This is a genomic window from Mycolicibacter kumamotonensis, from assembly GCF_002086285.1.
GTDB classification, from domain to species: Bacteria; Actinomycetota; Actinomycetes; order Mycobacteriales; family Mycobacteriaceae; genus Mycobacterium; species Mycobacterium kumamotonense.
In genome coordinates this window covers 25966-45686 of sequence record NZ_MVHU01000018.1, presented here as the reverse complement: position 1 = coordinate 45686, position 19721 = coordinate 25966, and the positions used below count along the sequence as shown (strand labels likewise).

At 68.9% G+C, this 19721-nt stretch carries 16 protein-coding genes, 1 other RNA gene and 2 pseudogenes; 9 read left to right on the top strand and 10 right to left on the bottom strand.

The annotated features are described in order from the left end of the window. Window positions 1–14: 14 nt before the first annotated feature. From BST28_RS13215 to BST28_RS13205, 3 genes and pseudogenes are all read left to right on the top strand, one after another. Window positions 15–374, top strand: a pseudogene (locus BST28_RS13215) (CAP domain-containing protein); the annotation flags it as partial. A 97-nt stretch (window positions 375–471) separates the two neighbouring features. Next, window positions 472–857, top strand: an RNA gene (rnpB, locus tag BST28_RS13210) — RNase P RNA component class A. Between the two features lie 107 nt (window positions 858–964). After that, a complete protein-coding gene (locus tag BST28_RS13205; protein WP_165758083.1) occupies window positions 965–1426 on the top strand; it encodes a hypothetical protein in 462 nt (153 codons plus the stop codon). Here BST28_RS13205 and BST28_RS13200 read toward each other — a convergent pair. Together BST28_RS13200 and panB are read right to left on the bottom strand one after the other, a co-directional pair. Next, complete coding sequence (locus tag BST28_RS13200) at window positions 1423–2898, bottom strand: CYTH and CHAD domain-containing protein (RefSeq protein ID WP_083081330.1); 1476 nt, start codon at window positions 2896–2898, stop codon at window positions 1423–1425. The genes BST28_RS13205 and BST28_RS13200 overlap by 4 nt on opposite strands. Before the next feature lie 66 nt (window positions 2899–2964). Then, the gene (gene panB, locus BST28_RS13195) at window positions 2965–3816 is read right to left on the bottom strand and encodes a 3-methyl-2-oxobutanoate hydroxymethyltransferase (RefSeq protein WP_019735911.1); all 852 of its coding nucleotides are present in this window, start codon (window positions 3814–3816) and stop codon (window positions 2965–2967) included. A gap of 244 nt (window positions 3817–4060) precedes the next feature. On the opposite strand from panB, the gene BST28_RS13190 reads away from it, so the two are divergent. Genes BST28_RS13190 through BST28_RS13175 form a run of 4 tightly spaced genes read left to right on the top strand, consistent with a single transcriptional unit; the run spans window position 4061 to window position 10644 of the window. Further along, window positions 4061–5602 (top strand): alpha/beta hydrolase, encoded by a 1542-nt coding sequence (locus BST28_RS13190; RefSeq protein ID WP_083081327.1) that lies wholly within the window; start codon window positions 4061–4063, stop codon window positions 5600–5602. A gap of 20 nt (window positions 5603–5622) precedes the next feature. Continuing rightward, on the top strand, window positions 5623–6963 hold the full coding sequence (gene glnA, locus BST28_RS13185; protein WP_065288745.1) for a type I glutamate--ammonia ligase: 1341 nt from the start codon (window positions 5623–5625) through the stop codon (window positions 6961–6963). A 12-nt stretch (window positions 6964–6975) separates the two neighbouring features. After that, window positions 6976–9984, top strand: a complete 3009-nt coding sequence (locus tag BST28_RS13180; RefSeq protein WP_083081325.1) for a bifunctional [glutamine synthetase] adenylyltransferase/[glutamine synthetase]-adenylyl-L-tyrosine phosphorylase — start codon at window positions 6976–6978, stop codon at window positions 9982–9984. Window positions 9985–9999: 15 nt separating this feature from the next. Then, entirely contained in the window at window positions 10000–10644 is a 645-nt protein-coding gene (locus BST28_RS13175) for a PaaI family thioesterase (protein ID WP_019735915.1), read from the top strand. Window positions 10645–10846: 202 nt separating this feature from the next. On the opposite strand, the pseudogene BST28_RS25255 reads toward BST28_RS13175, so the two are convergent. Then, window positions 10847–11083 (bottom strand): annotated as a pseudogene (locus BST28_RS25255) (HNH nuclease); the annotation flags it as partial. 237 nt (window positions 11084–11320) lie between these two features. Between BST28_RS25255 and BST28_RS13165 the strand changes: the two are divergent. Continuing rightward, entirely contained in the window at window positions 11321–11878 is a 558-nt protein-coding gene (locus tag BST28_RS13165) for a hypothetical protein (protein ID WP_019735917.1), read from the top strand. Here the strand turns inward: BST28_RS13165 and BST28_RS25365 are convergent. Together BST28_RS25365 and glnA (BST28_RS13160) are read right to left on the bottom strand one after the other, a co-directional pair. Beyond that, the gene (locus BST28_RS25365; protein ID WP_474630498.1) at window positions 11798–12025 is read right to left on the bottom strand and encodes an MTB12 C-terminal domain-containing protein; all 228 of its coding nucleotides are present in this window, start codon (window positions 12023–12025) and stop codon (window positions 11798–11800) included. The genes BST28_RS13165 and BST28_RS25365 overlap by 81 nt on opposite strands. A gap of 120 nt (window positions 12026–12145) precedes the next feature. Further along, window positions 12146–13582 (bottom strand): type I glutamate--ammonia ligase, encoded by a 1437-nt coding sequence (gene glnA / locus BST28_RS13160; protein ID WP_083081323.1) that lies wholly within the window; start codon window positions 13580–13582, stop codon window positions 12146–12148. A gap of 123 nt (window positions 13583–13705) precedes the next feature. Between glnA (BST28_RS13160) and BST28_RS13155 the strand changes: the two genes are divergently transcribed. Further along, window positions 13706–14176, top strand: coding sequence for an RDD family protein (locus BST28_RS13155; protein WP_019734693.1), 471 nt, complete (start codon window positions 13706–13708; stop codon window positions 14174–14176). Here BST28_RS13155 and BST28_RS13150 read toward each other — a convergent pair. From BST28_RS13150 to sucB, 5 genes are read right to left on the bottom strand one after another with little or no spacing between them, the layout of a single operon-like run. After that, window positions 14173–14925, bottom strand: a complete 753-nt coding sequence (locus BST28_RS13150) for a DUF4191 domain-containing protein (RefSeq protein ID WP_019734694.1) — start codon at window positions 14923–14925, stop codon at window positions 14173–14175. The two genes, BST28_RS13155 and BST28_RS13150, sit on opposite strands and share 4 nt — an antisense overlap. A gap of 43 nt (window positions 14926–14968) precedes the next feature. Then, window positions 14969–15937, bottom strand: coding sequence for a lipoyl synthase (gene lipA / locus BST28_RS13145; RefSeq protein ID WP_100226892.1), 969 nt, complete (start codon window positions 15935–15937; stop codon window positions 14969–14971). Continuing rightward, a complete protein-coding gene (lipB, locus tag BST28_RS13140; RefSeq protein ID WP_019734696.1) occupies window positions 15925–16629 on the bottom strand; it encodes a lipoyl(octanoyl) transferase LipB in 705 nt (234 codons plus the stop codon). Before lipB ends, lipA begins: the two co-directional genes overlap by 13 nt. Before the next feature lie 51 nt (window positions 16630–16680). Then, window positions 16681–17592, bottom strand: a complete 912-nt coding sequence (locus BST28_RS13135; RefSeq protein ID WP_019734697.1) for a TIGR01777 family oxidoreductase — start codon at window positions 17590–17592, stop codon at window positions 16681–16683. A 42-nt stretch (window positions 17593–17634) separates the two neighbouring features. Continuing rightward, the gene (sucB, locus tag BST28_RS13130; protein WP_083081321.1) at window positions 17635–19434 is read right to left on the bottom strand and encodes a 2-oxoglutarate dehydrogenase, E2 component, dihydrolipoamide succinyltransferase; all 1800 of its coding nucleotides are present in this window, start codon (window positions 19432–19434) and stop codon (window positions 17635–17637) included. Window positions 19435–19721 lie beyond the last annotated feature (287 nt).

Sequence of the window (19721 nt, the reverse complement as noted above, 5' to 3'; positions counted from 1 at the left end):
GGCCCTCCGCGTTCATTCTGCTCACACCAGACGGCGCGGTGCCGCCGCCGGACCGCAACGTGACGAACGTGTACACCATTCAGCGTCAGGCGGGTTGTGTCACCGGCGTGGTGGCCGATCCCCGGCTACGGCTGGCCGCCGAATGGCACACCCGCGACGTGCTGGGCCACCGCGACCTCGACGGCGACCGGGGCTCCGACGGCTCCACACCGCAAACCCGCGCCCAGGCCGCCGGTTTTCCGGGCCCGGTGGCCCAGACCATCGCGATCAACCCCGCCCTGTCGATCAGCGGCCTGGAACTCCTCAACCGCTGGTACCACGACCCGGCCGATTTCGCGATCATGTCCGACTGCGCCAACAACGCCATCGGGGTGTGATCGGAGAGCACGCTGGACCGGACCGTCGTGGTCGCCGTTTACGGCCGGCGCTGAGGCGTCGCAGCGCCTCGCGTAGTACCGTGAACAGCGCGGACGAGTTGGCCGGGCGGCCGCGGCTCGCGTGAGCGGGTCGAGGAAAGTCCGGACTTCACAGAGCAGGGTGATTGCTAACAGCAATCCGAGGTGACTCGCGGGAAAGTGCCACAGAAAACAGACCGCCACCGTCAGGTGGTAAGGGTGAAACGGTGCGGTAAGAGCGCACCAGCGCCCCGGGTGACCGGGACGGCTCGGTAAACCCCACCCGAAGCAAGGCCAAGAAGGCCGCATCTCGGTGCGGTCGCGCAGGCGCCTGAGGGCTGCTCGCTCAAGCCTGCGGGTAGGCCGCTTGAGGTACCCGGCGACGGTGTGCCCAGATGGATGGTCGCCGCCGCATCGCATCGCGGTGCGGAACAGAATCCGGCTTACAGGCCAACTCGCCCGCCCACGCACCGGGCGGCACTGGCGCGCTGCGTGTGAAACGAGGCCCGCGAGGTGATCACCGCCACGCCGCGGCGCACTCGGGGCAAATGGGGATTAATTTGTCGTCCATGACGAGCGAAGAACGTCTTCGGCAGATCGCCAGGGACGTGTTCCCGGACTGGTCGCGCCCGCCCCGGATTGTGGTGGAGCAGATCGGCCGGCTGGTGAGGCGTTGGCCGGTCGACGGTTTCGCCCGTGAGAACCTTCCGGATCAGCAGTGCCGTCTGGTGTGGATCGACAAGCAGGTGGTCGGGCAACTGGACTACATCGCAGACGCTGCTGAGGAGCAGGAACTGGCTGCGGTGATCCGGCCGCTGAGCCAAGTCATCGGGGTCGAGGTCAGCACCTATGGTTCGGCGGACGCGTTCGGGGAGCGGACCTACCGGCGTGCGGTGGTGGTGCGCTTCGCGTCGGGAGGCCCGACCGCGGTCGACACCTCCCAACACTCCAACGGCGGCATTCGGGGCCACGCCGACCGGTTCATCGATCGGTTACTGGACGCACTGGCGGGCACATCCGCCGCTGATTAGCTGCCCCGCAAAGGAAGACCGTCGCCGATCCTCGGCTGGGGTGGTTCCAGTTTCGGCCACATCACCCGCTTGAGCCTGCGCAGTGCGGGCCGCAACGCAGTCCGGCTCCGCGCAGCCAGGTCGGCCTCCCGGGCATACAGCAGCCCGTAGGTGAAGGTGTCCTCGCCGGCGGCCGCCGCGGCATCCGCCTGCACAACCAGATGCGCCCGGCTGACCACGCTGTCCTGGTGGTCGCCGAGCACGGTCTGAATCGTCTTCGCCCGCTTGGCGATCTTCTTCTTGTTCGCGGCCGCGGCGGCGTAGCGCAGCCGCTTGGCGGCCTTGCGGATCCGGTGCAGCGCCGCGTCGCGGTCGGCGGCTTTCTTGGCGGCTTTCACCGCCTTGCGCAACCGCCGGTAGGCGATGCCCACCGTGGCGTAGCGCTCGGCCGCCGGGGCGCTGACCAACTCGTCGAGGCCGTCGAGCAGCCGGAAGTACCTGGGGGAGCGCAGCGCGGCCAGGATACGGCGCCGCCCCGTCTGATAGCGGCGCAGCGAACCGCCCACCAGCCGTTCGCCCACCGGCCCGCGGACCAGCTCTGGCGCCAGCTCGTCGAGTGCCTGCTGATAGCGCTGGGCCAGGACTTCGGCATCGCGGGCAACACCGAGCACCGCACCCAATTCCTGTAGTTCGCCCAGCAGCGCGGCGTGTGCCGTCTCCTCGCCGTGCAACAGACTGCGAATCCGCCGGATGGTCACCCGCATCTGATGAACCGAGTCGTCGGCGTCGGCGCGCACCGCACGGTCGGCGACCAGCAGTTGCTCGATCTGCTTGGCCAGCGCCCGATGCAGGCGATCGGTCGGGTGCGGGGGCACCGCCGGGTCGCCGAGCACCTTGGCCAGTTTGGAGCCGTGGCCGGCCGGCCTGGCGCCGGTGTCGAGCAGCCGGTTGCTCAGCCGGTCCAGCAGCTTGAGGTCCCCGCAGCCCAGTTCCAGTTCCCACTCCCGCCAGTGCTGTTCGGCTTGAAGGCCCTGCGGGTCTTCGACCGACGCGCTGACCTGATCGTCACAGAACTCGGCCAGCACCCCACCCCGGTCGTCGCGCAACACCACCACACTGCGGGCGGTCTGGATTCGTGCCACGGGTTCCAGCGGCCGATCCCGCACGATCGCCAACACCACGTCGAGCAGTTCGTCGGGAATTTCCGGGCCCAGCGGTGCACGCACCTCGGTGCGCGCCGCCGGCCCGGCAGGAAGCTTCAGGTGCCAGCCGGCGTCGGGACCGCCCGTGCGCCGACGCAAGGTGATCCGCCGGGCCGCCAAGTCGTGCCCGGGGGTGTCGAAGTACACGGCCGCAAGGTCATGCGCCGGCAACAGCTGAACGTGGGCCACCCCGGCGATGCCTTCGAAGGACGGTGAAATCGCCGACGCGTCAACGTCGAACTTGCGCTCCACCTCGCGAAACCGAGAGGTGCTCGGGGCGGTTGCAGACACGGCGTTTAGCCTGTCACATCCGGACCGTCCGGACGGGGGGAAGCAGGTGTTACCAGAACGCGCGCTCTAGAAGCAGTGCTCTTCGGCGGGGAAGGTGCCCGCCGCCACCTCGGCGGCGTACTGCTCTGCGGCGCGGCGCAATTCAGCCCCCACCTCGCCGAAGCGCTTGACGAACCGGGCGGTCTTGCCGGTGGTCATCCCGGCCATGTCCTGCCACACCAGAACCTGGGCGTCGCAGTTGGGGCCGGCGCCGATCCCGACGGTGGGAATGGTCAGCTTGCCGGTGATCTGGGTGGCCAGCTCGGCCGGCACCATCTCCATCACCACTGCGAACGCTCCCGCCTCGGCCACCGCGATCGCGTCGTGAATGGTCTGCTCGGCGGCGTCACCACGGCCCTGCACCCGGAAACCGCCCAGGGTGTTGACGCTCTGCGGGGTGAACCCGATGTGCGCCATCACCGGGATACCGGCCGCGGTCAGCATCGCGATCTGGTCGGCCACCCGCTCGCCGCCCTCCAGCTTGACCGCGTGCGCGCCGCCCTCCTTCATGAACCGGGTGGCGGTGGCTAGTGCCGCCGCCGGGCCGCCCTCATAGGAGCCGAACGGCAGGTCGGCGACCACCAGCGCATGCGGGGCACCGCGCACCACCGCGCGCACCAGCGGGATCAGCTCATCGATGGAGATCGGAACCGTGCTGTCATAGCCATAGACCACGTTGGCCGCCGAGTCGCCGACCAGCAGCACCGGGATGCCAGCGTCGTCGAAGATGCGGGCAGTGGAGTAGTCGTAGGCCGTCAGCATCGCCCACTTGCGGCCCTCGGCCTTCATCTGCTGCAGATGATGAACGCGGGTCTGAGGAGCTATGCGGGCGGTTTCGGGCTTCGAATCGCTGGGAGCGCCATAAACATGCTCAGACATCGTTGTCCCTTGAATGGTCGGGTCGATCCTCGAAGCCCTTAGCCGGGTCCCCGGGTCGTCTGACATCAGCCAGTGTGCCACCTGCGGCCGAACAGCTGAACCACCAGGTGCAGTGGATTTCCTCACACCCTCCCACCCGGATCGCCCACCCGGGGGCGCGCTGGCAGCAGGAACGGCCCGACGCCACGCGCTGAGCGCCCTGATGTCGGGGTGTGCCCAGCTGTGCATGGCAGCATGTGGTGTCATGACCCCGCCGACCCGCCGCGACAGGATCGTGCGCACCACCCTGACCTGCCTCGCATTCGCGGTGGTGGTCCTGACGGTCGGCAGTTGCACCCGGATGACTCCGGGCCATGCGGTGCTGGCCGCGCCGCGGCTCGGACAGCCGGTCCAGTGGGACAAGTGCCGGTTCACCGCCGACACCAACATCAAGGTGCCCGCCGACGCCCAATGCGGCTTCATCGCGGTGCCGGTCGACTACTCCAAGCTGCAGGGCGACGTCGCCCGGCTGGCGATGATCCGCTTCCCGGCCACCAAGGACAAGATCGGCTCCCTGGTGATCAATCCGGGCGGGCCGGGGGAGTCCGGCATCGAAACCGCGGTCGGCCTGGTCTCCACCCTGCCGCGCAAGGTCCGCGAGCGGTTCGACCTGGTCGGATTCGACCCGCGCGGGGTGGCGTCGTCACGGCCGGCGGTCTGGTGCAACTCCGACAAGGAGAACGACCGGCTGCGGGCCCTCAACCAGGTCGATTACAGCCCCGCGGGCGTGGAGCGCATCGAGAACGAGACCAAGGAATACGTCGCACGCTGCCTGGAGAAGACCGGCAAGGAGTTCTTGGCCAACGTCGGCACCGTCAACGTCGCCCGCGACCTCGACGCGATCCGGGCCGGGCTGGGCGACGACAAGCTGACCTATCTGGGCTACTCCTACGGCACCCGGATCGGCGCGGCCTACGCCGAGGCCTACCCGCAGAACGTCCGCGCGATGATCCTCGACGGCGCCGTCGACCCCAACGCCGACCCCATCGAGGAGGACCTGCGCCAGGCGCAGGCCTTCCAGGGCGCGTTCGACGACTTCGCGGCGGACTGCGCCAAGGAACCGGAATGCCCGTTGGGCACCGACCCGGACAAGGCCGTCGACGTCTACCACAGCCTGGTCGACCCGCTGGTGGACAAGCCCGCCAGGACCAAGGACCCGCGCGGGCTGAGCTACAGCGACGCGATTGTCGGCACCATCATGGCGCTGTATTCGCCGACGTTCTGGACGCACCTCAACGACGGCCTGTCGGATCTGGCCGACGGACGCGGCGACATCATGCTGGGGCTGGCGGATCTGTACATGCGCCGCGACGCCAACGGTCACTACACCAACGCCACCGACGCCCGGGTGGCCGTCAACTGTGTCGACCAGCCGCCGGTCACCGACCGCGCCAAGGTGATCGACGAAGACCGGCGTTCGCGTGAGCTGGCGCCGTTCATGAGTTACGGAAAGTTCACCGGTGACGCGCCGCTGAGCACCTGCGCGTTCTGGCCGGTGCCGCCGACCACCGAGCCGCACACCATCTCGGTGCCCGACCTGCCGCCGACGATGGTGGTGTCCACCACCCGGGATCCCGCGACCCCGTATCAGGCCGGTGTCGACCTGGCCAAGCAGCTGCGGGGCGGACTGCTGACGTTCAACGGAACTCAGCACACGGTGGTGTTCCAGGGCAACGAATGCGTCGACGGTCACGCCACGCGTTACCTGGTCGACGGCACATTGCCGCCAGACGATGCGAAGTGCTGAGCGCTGCTACGCTTCGCGGTATGGACCGTCAGAAGGAGTTCGTGCTCCGCACGCTGGAGGAACGCGACATCCGCTTCGTCCGGCTCTGGTTCACCGATGTCCTCGGATATCTGAAGTCGGTAGCGATCGCCCCGGCGGAGCTCGAGGGCGCCTTCGAAGAGGGCGTGGGCTTCGACGGCTCGGCGATTGAGGGCTTCGCCCGGGTCTTCGAATCGGACATGGTCGCCCATCCCGACCCGTCCACCTTCCAGCTGCTGCCGTGGACGTCGGATAACGGCCGGCAGTACTCGGCGCGGATGTTCTGCGACATCACCATGCCCGACGGCTCCCCGGCCTGGGCATCGTCGCGGCACGTGCTGCGCCGCCAACTGGCCAAGGCCGGAGAGCTGGGCTTCGCCTGCTACGTGCACCCCGAGATCGAGTTCTTCCTGCTCGAGCCCGGCCCCTACGACGGGACGACACCGGTCCCGGCCGATGACGCCGGCTACTTCGACCAGGCGATCCACGGGTCGGCCGCCAACTTCCGCCGGCACGCCATCGACGCGCTGGAAACCATGGGCATCTCGGTGGAGTACAGCCACCACGAAAACGCCCCGGGCCAGCAGGAGATCGACCTGCGCTACGCCGACGCGCTGTCGATGGCCGACAACGTGATGACCTTCCGCTACCTGATCAAGGAGATCGCGCTCAAAGAAGGAGTGCGGGCGTCGTTCATGCCCAAGCCGTTCCGGGAGTACCCCGGCTCGGCCATGCACACCCACATGAGCCTGTTCGAGGGGGAGGTCAACGCCTTCCACAGCCCCGACGACCCCTTGCAGCTGTCCAAGACCGCCAAGTCGTTCATCGCCGGAATCCTCGAGCACGCCAACGAGATCAGTGCCGTCACCAACCAGTGGGTCAACTCCTACAAGCGGCTGATCCACGGCGGGGAAGCGCCCACCGCGGCGTCCTGGGGTGCGTCCAACCGCTCGGCGCTGGTGCGGGTGCCGATGTACAGCCCGCACAAGACGTCGTCGCGTCGCGTCGAGGTGCGCAGCCCGGACTCGGCGTGCAACCCCTACCTGACGTTCGCCGTGCTGCTGGCCGCCGGCCTGCGCGGCGTCGAGAAGGGCTACGAGCTCGGCCCGGAGGCCGAGGACAACGTCTGGGCGTTGACTCCCGAGGAGCGCCGGGCGATGGGCTACCGGGAACTTCCCGGCACCTTAGAGCGCGCGCTGAGCGAGATGGAGAACTCCGAGCTGGTCGCAGAAGCGTTGGGGGAGCAGGTTTTCGATTTCTTCTTGCGCAACAAGCGACAGGAGTGGGCGAACTATCGCAGCCACGTGACCCCCTACGAGCTGCAAAACTACCTGGCGCTCTAATCCGCGACGGTCGTGGCCTACCCCGGAGCGCAGCGCCGCAAACTGCCCAGCGTCGGGCGGCTGGGTCTGGTCGACAGATACGCCGCGGCGGAACTGACCCAGCTGGGTTGGTACAGCTCCTACTCCCAACGGCATGTCGATGTGCTCTGGGCGCTGTCGCGAGCACCCGACGCCGACCTCGCGCTGCGCACCCTGGTCCGGCTCTCTGAGACGCCGGGAATCGATTGGGCCGAACTGAGTGCGGCGCTGATGTCCGATCGAGGCCTGCGCGGGCGGCTGTTCGGGGTGGTGGGATCCTCACTGGCACTGGGGGACCACCTCATCAGCCACCCGCAGTCCTGGAAACTGCTGGCGAGTCCGGCGGACTCCGACGGTTACACGCTCACCCTGCCGTCGGCGGAAACGCTGCGCGCCATGTTCGCCGAGTGCATCGCCGAGACGACCGACGGTGCCTACGTCGAGCGGTTGCGGGCGCTGTACCGCGACCGGCTGCTGGTGCTGGCGGCGCTGGATCTGGCGCCGACCGTCGAGAGTCTGCCGGAACTTCCCTTCGTGACCGTCGGGGCGCACCTGGCCGACCTGGCCGACGCCGCGCTGGCGGCTGCGCTGCAATTGGCCGAGCAGACGGTGTGCGGTGCCGACGACACCGCCGCCGTGCCGCGCCTGGCGATTATCGCGATGGGCAAATGCGGTGCGCGGGAACTGAATTACGTCAGCGATGTCGATGTCATCTTCGTCGCCGAGGAAGCCGATTCGGTGAGCAGCCGCGTCGCCGGCGAGCTGATGCGCGTGGCCGGTGAGGCGTTCTTCGAAGTGGATGCCGGGCTGCGGCCGGAGGGCCGGCACGGTGCGCTGGTGCGGACCCTGGAGTCACATATCGCCTACTACCAGCGGTGGGCCAAGACCTGGGAGTTTCAGGCGCTGCTCAAGGCGCGTCCCGCCGCCGGTGACGCCGAACTGGGCCGAGCCTATGTCGACGCGCTGCTGCCCATGGTCTGGACCGCTTGTGAGCGCGAGGATTTCGTCACCGACGTGCAGGCGATGCGCCGCCGGGTGGAGCAGTTGGTGCCCGCCGAGATCCGGGCCCGCGAGATCAAGCTCGGCGCCGGAGGGCTGCGCGACGTGGAGTTCGCCGTGCAGCTGCTGCAGCTGGTTCACGGCCGCAGCGACGAGTCATTGCACGTGGCATCGACCGTCGACGCCCTGGCCGCACTGGGCGCCGGCGGCTACATCGGCCGGGAGGATTCGGCGACTCTGACCGCGTCGTATGAATTCCTCCGGCTGCTCGAACACAGGCTGCAGCTACAACGGCTCAAGCGCACCCACATGCTGCCGCCGCCCGATGACGACGAGGCGTTGCGCTGGCTGGCCCGGGCCGCCCACATCCGGCCGGACGGCCGCCACGACGCGCTGGGGGTGCTGCGCGAGGAGCTCAAGGCCCAGAACCTGCGGGTGTCGCGGCTGCACGCCAAGCTGTTCTATCAGCCGCTGCTGGAAGCGGTCGGCCCCGCAGGCCTGGAGCTGGCTGGCGGCCTGACGCCCGGCGCCGCCGAACGCCAGCTGGCCGCGCTGGGCTACGAGGCGCCGCAGAACGCCCTGACGCATCTGGCGGCGCTGACCAACCAGAGCGGCCGCCGCGGCCGGGTGCAGACGGTGTTGCTGCCCAAGCTGCTGTACTGGCTGTCGGACACGCCCAACCCCGACGCCGGTCTGCTGGCCTACCGCCGGCTCAGTGAGGCGTTGGCCATGCAGCGCTGGTATTTGAGGACGCTGCGCGACAGCAGCGCGGTCGCCAAGCGGCTGATGCGGGTGCTGGGCACCTCGGCCTACATCCCGGAACTGTTGATGCGGGCCCCCGATGTCATCCAGGCCTATGGTGACGGCCCGTCCGGGCCCAAACTGCTCGACTCCGAGCCGGAGGCGGTGGCGCGGGCGCTGATCGCCTCGGCGGCCCGCTACTCCGACCCGGTCCGCGCGATCGCCGCCGCCCGCAGCCTGCGGCGCTACGAACTGGCCCGGATCGCCTCGGCGGACCTGCTCGGCATGCTCGATGTCCGCGACGTCTGCAAGGCGCTGACCGCGGTGTGGGTGGCGGTGCTGCAGGCCAGCCTGGACGCGATCATCCGGGTCAACCTGCCGGACGACGACGGTGAGTCGGCTCCGGCGCGCATCGCCGTCATCGGCATGGGCCGGCTCGGCGGGCGCGAACTCGGTTACGGCTCGGACGCCGACGTGATGTTCGTCTGCGAGGCGGCCGACGGAGTCAGCGACACCGACGCGGTGCGCTGGGCGACGACGATCGCCGAACAGGTGCGGGCCCTGCTGGGCACCGCCAGCGTCGACCCCCCGCTGCAGGTCGACATCAACCTGCGCCCGGAGGGCCGCAACGGCCCGCCGGTGCGCACCCTGGCCTCCTACGAGGCCTATTACGACCAGTGGGCGCAGCCGTGGGAGATCCAGGCGCTGCTGCGGGCGCACTGGGTCGCCGGCGATGCGGATCTGGGCCAACGGTTCCTGCTGATGGTCGACCACACCCGGTACCCGGCCGGCGGGGTGTCCGCCGAGGCGGTGCGGGAGATCCGCCGGGTCAAGGCGCGTGTCGACGCCGAGCGGCTGCCGCGGGGAGCGGACCCCAACACCCACACCAAGCTGGGCCGGGGCGGGCTGGCCGACATCGAGTGGACCGTGCAGCTGCTGCAGCTGCGTCACGCACACCGGTTTCCGGCGCTGCACAACACCTCGACGCTGGAAACCCTGGATGCCATCGCCGATGCCGGCCTACTCGGGGAAGACGACGTGGATCGGCTGCGGCAGGCCTGGCTGACCGCAACGCGTGCGCGCAACGCCCTGGTGTTGGTTCGCGGCAAACCCACCGATCAGCTGCCCGGGCCGGGGCGGGCGCTCAACGCGGTCGCGGTGGCCGCCGGCTGGCCCGGCGGTGACGGCGGTGAATTCCTGGACAACTACCTGCGCGTGACCCGGCGGGCGAAGGCCGTGGCACGCAAGGTATTCGGAGACTGAAGGAGAACATCTGTGGTGGATCTCGGACCGGGCTCGAACGTGCCCACGATCAGTGCCGAAGAGAGCGCCGTGCTGTTGCAGCAGTACGGACCGTTGGCGCAGGCGGTGCGTGAGCTGATCGACGCCACCATCCGCACCCAGGCCGACGACACCACGGTCGGGGAGGTGACCGCTGCGGTGCGCCAGCTGACCGATCGGCTGCGCGCCGGGATTCTCAGTGAGTCACCAGGGCTGCGCTACGTCGTCGACGGGCGGCCGCTGGCGTGGGGTAACGCCGTGATCGGTCTGCGTAATCCGATCGCCCCGCCGCTGGTGATCCAGCACGGCGAGAACGGTCACTGCTGGTCCGATTTTCACCTCGGCGCGGCCTACGAGGGCCCGCCGTCGCTGGTCCACGGCGGTGTGAGTGCCTTGGTGCTCGACCACGTGCTGGGTGAGGCGGCCAGCGACGGAATGACCAAGGCGTTGTTCACCGGCACGATCACCGTCAAGTACCTGCGCGGCACGCCCCTGGGGCCGCTGCACGCGGAAGCCTCGGTGTATCGCCGGGAAGGGATCAAGGCGTACGCCCGCGGTCATATCGCCGATGCCTCCGGGGTCACCGTGGAGGCCGAGGGCGTGTTCATCATGCCGGCCTGGGCGCGCGACGGGATGGATTGAGCCGCAGTGGTTTCGCGGCTCAGGCGACGTCTTCTTCGGGTGGGTCGGGGTCGCCGTGGAGGAGTTCTTCGGGGTGGTGGGCGTGGTTGATCCGGGGTGGGCTGGTGCCGTTGGTCCAGCCCAGGCGGCCGGTTTCGGTGACGGTGGTGTGCTGTCTTCCTTCGGTGGCGTCGGTATGGTCGGGCCCGCAGGCGAAGTAAAGCGCCGCCGCGATGGAGCCCTGACCGTCGGGCGGGTCAGCCAACTCACCGAAGATCCGGTACGTCAGCCCGCGATTGATGCGCTCCTGAGTCTCGAGCCGGTCGGCAACCTCAACCCGAAAGACATTGCCTACCAGATCCGAAGACGTCTCACGCAACACCTCCTGGGCGGCGTCAATGGCATCCGACGCCGCGCAGATCCGCTGCCGCGCCGCTACCGCACTCAGTGCTAATGCCATACCCCGACGCTAAAAACCCACCCCGACAACACAGCCGATCACCACCCCGCACGACACCGTAGCTGTGGACGAAACCCCAACTGTGGACAACGACGTCGAAGGCGGGGCCCACACGCTACGGTATTTCTTCGGAACGTTCGTGTCGGGACCGGCGGTGAAGGGGTTGTGCTGATGGCTAGTCATGTCCGCCGGCTTGGTGTCGGAGCCGGCTTTATCGGCGGTACCGTCGCGGTTGCGTTGGCGCTCGGGCCCGGCGGCGCCCAGGCCGATGCCGCCGATCAGCTCGCCGGTATTGCAGTCGCCGGCAGCAGCGCGGATTCGACCGACCTGTTGATCAGCGCCAGCACGAACTTCCTCGACGCCAAGGATATTTTTTCTGGGATAGCCGACTCGGATCTGTCCGGCGACTTGCTGTCCGCCGTTGAGGCACTTCATCGCCAGCCGGACATCCTGGACAGGGCTGTGGGCATAGTGGACGACCACCTGGTGCCGGCCGAATCCAGCATCCTCGCGAACTCCGGTTCCATGTCGGAGTTGATCGACCAACTGTTCTTCTCCCCGCTCAACCAGCAGTGGGCGGATGCCGGCGAGTCCATGCTCAGCGCCATGCAGGTGTTCGACACTGCGATCGCAGACGGCTCGCTACCCGATGTGGTTTCGGCTGAACTCCAGATTCTCGGGGTCGACTTCTTCCAGTTGATCCCGGCGGCGATTTCATCCATCCCGGTCATGTGGATCGGCAGCCTTTTCGACGACACGATCGATGCGTCGGACCTGTTCAACCTCGCGTTCTGACCGCGAAACAAGCTTGGCCTTGTCGGTGTCGGGGACGTTCGGATCGGTGAGCTGCCCCGAGATGGCCGCTACCTGCCCGGCGGTGGGGACGGGGGCGCCCGGGGGTGGTGCCAAATCGGCGTGCGCTGCGGAAGCGCAGGCCAGCATCGCGGTGACTAATGCTGCTGCGAGGCTCAGCCGGTGCGCGTGTGGCGTGATCCGCATCATTTAATCGTAATACGACATACCGCCCAGGACGGCCGACTGACTGTGCCGTCGCGTCTCGACTCAGCAGTCGTAGTACAGCGCGAACTCGTAGGGGTGCGGGCGCAGGTTGACCGGGGTGATCTCGTGGTCTCGCTTGTAGCGGATCCAGTTCTCGATCAGGTCGGGAGTGAAAACCCCGCCTTCGGTGAGGTATTCGTGGTCGGCTTCCAGGTTGTCGATCACCTGGGCCAGCGAGGTCGGGGCCTGCGGGATATTGGCGGCCTCGTCGGGCGGCAGTTCGTAGAGGTCCTTGTCGACCGGGGCGGCCGGTTCGATCTTGTTCTTGATGCCGTCGATGCCGGCCATCAGCATGGCCGCGAACGCCAGATAGGGGTTGCCCGAGGAGTCCGGGCTGCGGAACTCCAGTCGCTTGGCCTTCGGGTTGGTGCCGGTGATCGGGATGCGCACGCACGCCGAGCGGTTGCGCTGGCTGTAGACCAGGTTGATCGGAGCCTCGTAGTGCGGCACCAGGCGCTTGTAGGAGTTGATGGTGGGGTTGGTGAACGCCAGCAGCGACGGGGCGTGGTGCAAGATGCCACCGATGCAGTACCGGGCGATGTCGGACAGCCCGGCGTAGCCGGCCTCGTCGTAGAACAGCGGGTCGCCGTTCTTCCACAGCGACAGGTGCACGTGCATGCCCGAGCCGTTGTCACCGAAGAGCGGTTTGGGCATGAAGGTCACGGTCTTGCCGTGCGCCCACGCGGTGTTCTTGATGATGTATTTGAACAGCATCAGGTCATCGGCGGCGTGCAGCAGCGTATTGAACCGGTAGTTGATCTCGGCCTGCCCGCCGGAGCCGCACTCGTGGTGGCCGCGTTCCAAGGTCAGGCCGGCGTTGGCGAGGTTGGTGGTCATGGCGTCGCGCAGGTCGACGTAGTGGTCGTTGGGTGCCACCGGGAAGTAGCCGCCCTTCGGGCGGGTCTTGTAGCCACGGTTGACGCCGCCGCCGATCTCGGTCGGTGAGCCGGTGTTCCACCAGCCCGAATCGGAGTCGACCTCATAGAAGGTGCCGTTCATCTGTGAGTCGAAGCTCACCGAGTCGAAGATGTAGAACTCGGCTTCGGCGCCGAAATAGGCGGTGTCGGCGATGCCGGTGCTGGCGAGGTAGTTCTCGGCTTTGCGGGCGACGTTGCGGGGGTCGCGCGAGTAGGGCTCGCGGGTGAACGGGTCGTGCACGAAGAAGTTCAGGTTCAGCGTCTTGGCCGACCGGAACGGATCGATCTGCGCGGTGGAGAAGTCCGGCAGCAGCATCATGTCGGATTCGTGGATGGACTGGAAACCCCGGATCGAGGAGCCGTCGAAGGCCAGCCCGTCCTCGAACACGCTGGAGTCCAGCGTGGACGCGGGGATCGTCAGATGCTGCATCATGCCCGGCAAGTCGCAGAACTGGATGTCGACGTACTCCACGTTCTCATCGGCGACGAGTCTGAGAATGTCGTCGGCCGTCTTGTCGGTCACAGAAGTGCTCTCCTCCGCTGGAAGCCCCGGTCGGACCGCGGGGTTGCCGCAGCTGACGTTACGCAACGGCGGCAGGACCCGGCTAAGCCGGGTCAGGTCCCGCCCCCGCATATCGTAGGGACCATGAGCCGCCCCTTCTCATCGTGGCTGTCCGGTCCCGAGTCGGCCGGACCGCAGTCTCCCGACGGCACCCCCGGCCAGAGGCTGGGTCTGCCGCCCACCGGTGCCGGCTCGCTGGCCCCGACGGGGCGTCGCGTGCTGGCCCTGGCCGTCGACTGGTTGGTGGCCTACGGGATCGCCGGCCTGGGCGTGGCCCTGGGATGGGTGACCCCGGAGTGGCTGGCGACGGTGATACTGGTGGTCTGGCTGCTGCTCGGTATCGCCGCGCTGCGGCTGTTCGGCTTCACGCCGGGTCAGTACGCCTGCGGGGTGCGGGTGGTCCCGGTCGACGGCACCGGTCCGGGCGTCGGAATCGTGCGCGCGGTGGTACGCGGACTGCTGATCGCGCTGGTGGTTCCGGCGCTGTTCGTCGACGCCGACGGTCGCGGTCTGCAGGACCGTGCCACCGCCACCGCGGTAGTGCGCAGCAGCTAGCGCCGGCGCACGGCGCGCTGCACACCACGCAGCTTGGCGCCACCGGGCAACGGGCCTTTCGGCATGGCCGCGGTACCGGTCCGCGAACCCAGGGCGGTCAGCCGCGACTCCAGCGAATCCATCTGCTTGGTGGAGATATTGGCCGGCAGCTTGGTCAGGAACCGCTCCAGCTTGGCCAGCGGCACCTCGCCGTCGCCGGTGCCCACCACCACGTCATAGATCGGGACATCACCGACCAGCCGGGCGGTGCGCTTCTTCTCTTGGGCCAGCAGTGGTTTGAGCCGGGAGGCCGAGCCCTCCGCGACGAAAATGATGCCCGGCCGCCCGATCACGCGATGCACCGCGTCGAGCTGGCCGGTGGCGGATACCGCCGGGGTGACCCGCCACTTGCCGCGCAGATTCTCCAGCGCCCACGCTGCGGCACCGGCCTGCCCCTCGGCCTTGCGGTACACCGTCCGCTGAGCGCGGCGGCCGAAGATTACGAACGCCACCAGCGCTCCCAGCACCAGGCCCAGTGGGATCGTCGTCACCTTGGCGAACGTGCCGCCGTTGAGCGCCAGGACGGTGGTCACCCCGGAGACCAGCACGAAGGCGCCGATCATGTACGGCAGCAGCCGCTTGTCCTCTTTGCGCTGAAGCTGGAAGGCCTGCCACAGCTGGGTGCGACGCTCCCTGCTGGCGGCCTTGCGGGTGGCTTTGGCCGCCGCCCGGGCAGCCTTGTTCTCGGCGGGGGTGCGGGGTCTGGACATAGCTACCAAGGATACGCAGCAGGTCTTGCCGCCGGCCGGGGCGTCAGCCGCGGGCCGAGGTGCCGTCCAGCTCGGCGCGACGCGCCCGGTTCTGTACGGCTTGCTGATAGAGCCGGCCGGCCCGATACGACGAACGCACCAGCGGCCCCGACATCACCCCGGCGAATCCGAGCTCCTCGGCATAGCGGGCGTGCTCGACGAACTCCTCGGGTTTGACCCACCGGTCGATCGGGTGGTGCCGTTCGCTGGGACGCAGGTATTGGGTGATGGTGACCAGCTCGGCGCCGGCGTCGTACATCGCCGACAGCGCCTCACGGATCTCCTCGGCGGTCTCGCCCATCCCCAGGATGAGGTTGCTCTTGGCGACCAGCCCCGCGTCGCGGGCCTGGGTCAACACGCTCAGGCTGCGCTCGTAGCTGAACCCGGGCCGGATCAACCTGAAGATGCGCGGCACCGTTTCGACGTTGTGCGCCAGCACTTCCGGGCGTGACTCGAACACCTCGCCGAGCAGGTCCGGGCGGCCGCCGAAGTCGGGGATCAGCAGTTCGACGCCGGTCGAGGGGTTGAGCCGCTTGATGGCGCGCACCGTCTCGGCGTAGAGCCAGGAACCCTGATCGGGCAGGTCGTCGCGGGCGACACCGGTCACGGTCGAGTACCGCAGGCCCATCGCCTGCACGCTCTCGGCGACCCGGCGCGGCTCGTCGCGGTCGAGTTCGCTGGGCTTACCCGATTTGATCAGGCAGAACGAGCAGTTGCGGGTGCAGACTTCGCCGCCGATCAGGAACGTGGCTTCCCGGTCCTCCCAACACTCGTAGATGTTGGGGCAGCCCGCCTCCTCGCACACGGTGTGCAGCTTCTCCCGCTTGACCAAGCCCTTGAGGTCGGTGTAGTTCGGGCCCATCCGGGCGCGGGTCTTGATCCACGACGGTTTGCGCTCGATCGGCGTCTCGGCGTTACGTGCTTCAGCACGGCGTAACCTACGGCCTTCCGGGGCGGCGCTCACCGGGTCGATGTTACGCGTGACTCGAAGTGCTCGCGCACCGGCAGCACGCCGTCCAGGGCGTCGACGACCGCGCCGGCGACGGCGTGGCGGACATCGTCGACGCTGGTCGCAAAACCCAACTCCGCCGTGAGCGACGTCACGCCCGCGTCGGTGATCCCGCACGGCACGATCGAGGCGAACGCACTGAGGTCACAATCACAATTGAGCGCGAACCCGTGCAGGGTGGTTGCGCGGGCCACCCGCACCCCGACCGCGGCGACCTTGCGAGCGGGACGGACGCCGTCGGCCGGCAGCCAAACCCCCGACCGCCCTTCGACACGAATCGTATTGAGGCCCAGGGTGTTACAGACCTCGATAAGTGACTCCTCAAGCCGGCGTACGTAATTGACCACGTCCATCGGTTCGGTCAGTCCGATGATCGGGTAGCCGACCAGCTGACCCGGGCCGTGCCAGGTGATCTTGCCGCCCCGGTCGACGTCGACCACCGGGGTGCCGTGAATGGCGGCCAGCGGGCGTTCGTGCGGCTCGGTGCGCCGTCCGGCGGTGTAGACCGGCGGATGCTCCAACAGCAGTAGCGTGTCCGGGCCACCAGCCACCCTGGCGTCGGCCAGGTCACGCTGCAACTGCCAGGCGGTCTCGTAGTCGACGGTGCCGAGCTGACGCACCTCGAGCGGCGCGGTGTCAGACCGGATGGACCTCATGCTCGCAGGCTACCCGGCTGGGCTCCGGCCGCCCGCGGGGGTCCGGGGGAGTCACAGCGGCGTGGGCCGGGCCGTCGCGTAGGCGAGCGCTTCACCGATGGTGTTGTGCCGGAACTGGAACCCGGCCTGCTCCAACGCGGCCGGAATGGCGCGCTGGCTGGCGAGCAACCCCTCATCGGCGAGTTCACCGAAGGCGGCCCGGGCGGCGAAGCCGGGCAGCAGCAGCGGTGCCGGCCGGTTCAGCGCCCGGCCGAGTGCGGCGGTGAACTCGGCGTTGGTGACCGGGGCGGGCCCGGTCAGGTTGACCGGACCGGCGAGCGCGGGCTCGGCCATCGCGAACCGCAGTGCCCGGATCTCATCGTCGAGGCTGATCCAGGACATGTACTGGCGGCCGCTGCCCAGCCGGCCGCCCAGCCCCAGCGAGAACAACGGGCGTAACCGGCCCAGCAGCCCGCCCGAGCGGGCCAGCACCAAACCGGTGCGGGCCAGTACCACCCGGGCGCCGGCGGCCCGGGCGGGGGCGGTCGCGGCCTCCCAGTCCCGGGTGAGCCGGGCCAGGAACCCGTCGCCGGCCGGTGCCGACTCGTCGACCGTGCGGGCGCCGGTGTCGCCGTAGAAGCCGACCCCGCTGGCGTTGATCAGCACCGGCACCCCGGCCTCGGCCACCGCCGTCGACAGCACCTCGGTGGGGGTGATCCGGCTGTCGCGCAGGTTCTGTTTGAAGGCCCCCGACCAGCGCCGGTCACTGATGCCGATCCCGCACATGTTGACCACGGCGTCGACGCCGGCCAGGGCGTTGACGTCGATGTCACCGGCGTCGGGATCCCAGCGCAGCTCGCCGTCGTTGGCCGGTGCCCGGCGCACGATCCGCAGCACCCGATGGTCGGCGCCACGCAGGGCCGACACCAGGGCGGACCCGATCAGCCCGGACGACCCGGCGACCGCGACGAGGAGGTTACCCACAGCTGAAACCTCTTGCTGCCCTTCCCAAAGCCCTCGATGCCGCTACAGGCCCAGCTCTGCCTCGAACGCGCCCTCTTCGAGCCGGTTCTTGATCGTGGTGACGAATCGTCCGGCGTCGGCGCCGTCGATCAGCCGGTGGTCGTAGGTCAGCGGCAGGTAGCAGATCGACCGCACCCCGACCGACTCGTTGCCGGCTTCATCGATGACGACCCGCGGCCGCTTGACGATGGCGCCGGTGCCGAGCATGGCGGCCTGGGGCGGAACCAGGATCGGGGTGTCGAACAGCGCGCCCTGGCTGCCGATGTTGGTGATCGTGAAGGTGCCCCCGGACAGTTCGTCCGGTTTGAGGCCGCCCGACCGCGCCCGGGCGGCGATGTCGGCGATGGCCCGTGCCAACCCCGCCAGGGACAGGTCGCCGGCGTTGTGGATCACCGGGGACAGCAACCCCTGCTCGGTGTCGACGGCGAAGCCCAGGTGCTCGGCGTCGTAGTAGGTGATCTCACCGGACTCCTCGTTGTAGCTGGCGTTGACGTTCGGGTGCGCCTTGAGCGCGTCTATCACCGCGCGGGCGATGAACGGCAGATAAGTCAGGTTGACGCCCTCGCGCTCGGCGAAGTCCGCCTTTGCCCTGGCCCGCAGCGCCACGATCCTGGTCATATCGACCTCGTGGGTCTGGGTGAGCTGAGCGGTGGCCTGCAGGGATTCGCGGGTCTTCCTCGCGGTGAGCTGCCGGATCCGGCTGGCCTTGGCCGTGGTGCCGCGCAGGTGCGCCAGCGCCGAGGCCGCGGCCGGTGCCGGCGCACGCTCGGGCGCCGGGGCAGCCGCGCGCTCGGGCGCCGGGGCGGCCGGTGCCTTCTTCTTCTCCGCGAAGGCCAGCACGTCCTGCTTGCGGATCCGCCCGCCGACTCCGGTGCCGGTGACCTGACTCAGATCCACGTTGTTGTCGGCGGCGAGCTTGCGCACCAGCGGCGTGACGTACGGCGTGGCGTCGGGGCTGGGGGAGGGCTGCGCCGGTGTTTCGCGCCGGGGTGCGGCGGCGGGCGCAGCCTGCGGTTCGGGCGCCGGTGCGGGTGCAGCCTGCGGCGCCGGCGCCGGCGCCGGTGCCGGTGTCGGCGCTGGTGTCGGCTCGGGTTGGGCCTGGGGCGCGGGTGCCGGTTCTGGGGCCGGTGCGGGCGCCGGTGCCGCCGCCGGGGCGGCCCCGGAGGCCGACCCGATCCTGGCCAGCTCGCCGCCGACCTCGACGGTGGCGTCCTCGCCGGCGGTGATCGTGAGCAGGGTCCCGGCCACCGGCGACGGGATCTCGGTGTCGACCTTGTCGGTGGAGACCTCCACCAGCGGTTCATCGACCTCGACGGAGTCGCCGACCTGCTTCAGCCAGCGGGTCACGGTGCCCTCGGTGACCGATTCGCCCAACTCGGGCATCAGGACCGGGGTGCCGTCACCGGCCGGTGCCGCCGCCGTGGGCTCAGGCGCCGCCGCCGGCTCGGGCGCTGTCGCCGGCTCGGGCGCTGCCGCCGGCTCGGGCTCGGCCGCGGGGGCGGGTTGCGCCGCCGGCGCCTCCGAGGCGGGCGCTGCGGCGCTCGCGCTGCTTCCGGCGCTCTCGCCGGCCTCGCCGATCAACGCCAACTCGCCGCCGACCTCGACCGTGGCGTCCTCCTCGGCGATGATCTTGGTCAGCACACCGGACACCGGCGCCGGGATCTCGGTGTCGACCTTGTCGGTGGAGACCTCCAGCAGGGGCTCGTCGACCTCGACGGTGTCGCCCTCTTTCTTGAGCCAGCGGGTCACGGTTCCCTCGGTGACGCTCTCACCGAGTGCCGGCATCTGAACTGAGAACGCCATTGCTGTTGACTCCTCGTCGGTCGGTGGGCCGCCCTGGCTCGCCTTCTGGCTTACCACAGCGGGACGCATCGAGTGGCGCGCCCGGCGGATTCCCGCGGGCCACAAACCATCCTGTCATTGCGCCGTCGTCGTCACCTTTTCAGGGGTCTCTGGCCGGGTCGGTGGGCTAGCATCCCGATGATGCCGACGGGATCAGGTGCCCAATCCTGCGTTTTGTGGTCGGGTTTCGACATCTCGAGTGTGGCCAGTACCTATCAGGCGATCGCCGGAATCCTAGCGGGCTTCAC

What these genes read in the sequence shown, in the direction of transcription:
- BST28_RS13205 (WP_165758083.1), top strand. Translation starts at nt 965, where the DNA reads ATGACGAGCGAAGAACGTCTTCGGCAGATCGCCAGGGACGTGTTCCCG.
- BST28_RS25365 (WP_474630498.1), bottom strand. Translation starts at nt 12,025, where the DNA reads ATGCTGGCCTGCGCTTCCGCAGCGCACGCCGATTTGGCACCACCCCCG.
- BST28_RS13150 (WP_019734694.1), bottom strand. Translation starts at nt 14,925, where the DNA reads ATGTCCAGACCCCGCACCCCCGCCGAGAACAAGGCTGCCCGGGCGGCG.
- panB (WP_019735911.1), bottom strand. Translation starts at nt 3,816, where the DNA reads ATGTCTGAGCATGTTTATGGCGCTCCCAGCGATTCGAAGCCCGAAACC.
- glnA (WP_065288745.1), top strand. Translation starts at nt 5,623, where the DNA reads ATGGACCGTCAGAAGGAGTTCGTGCTCCGCACGCTGGAGGAACGCGAC.
- lipB (WP_019734696.1), bottom strand. Translation starts at nt 16,629, where the DNA reads ATGAGGTCCATCCGGTCTGACACCGCGCCGCTCGAGGTGCGTCAGCTC.
- BST28_RS13190 (WP_083081327.1), top strand. Translation starts at nt 4,061, where the DNA reads ATGACCCCGCCGACCCGCCGCGACAGGATCGTGCGCACCACCCTGACC.
- BST28_RS13155 (WP_019734693.1), top strand. Translation starts at nt 13,706, where the DNA reads ATGAGCCGCCCCTTCTCATCGTGGCTGTCCGGTCCCGAGTCGGCCGGA.
- sucB (WP_083081321.1), bottom strand. Translation starts at nt 19,434, where the DNA reads ATGGCGTTCTCAGTTCAGATGCCGGCACTCGGTGAGAGCGTCACCGAG.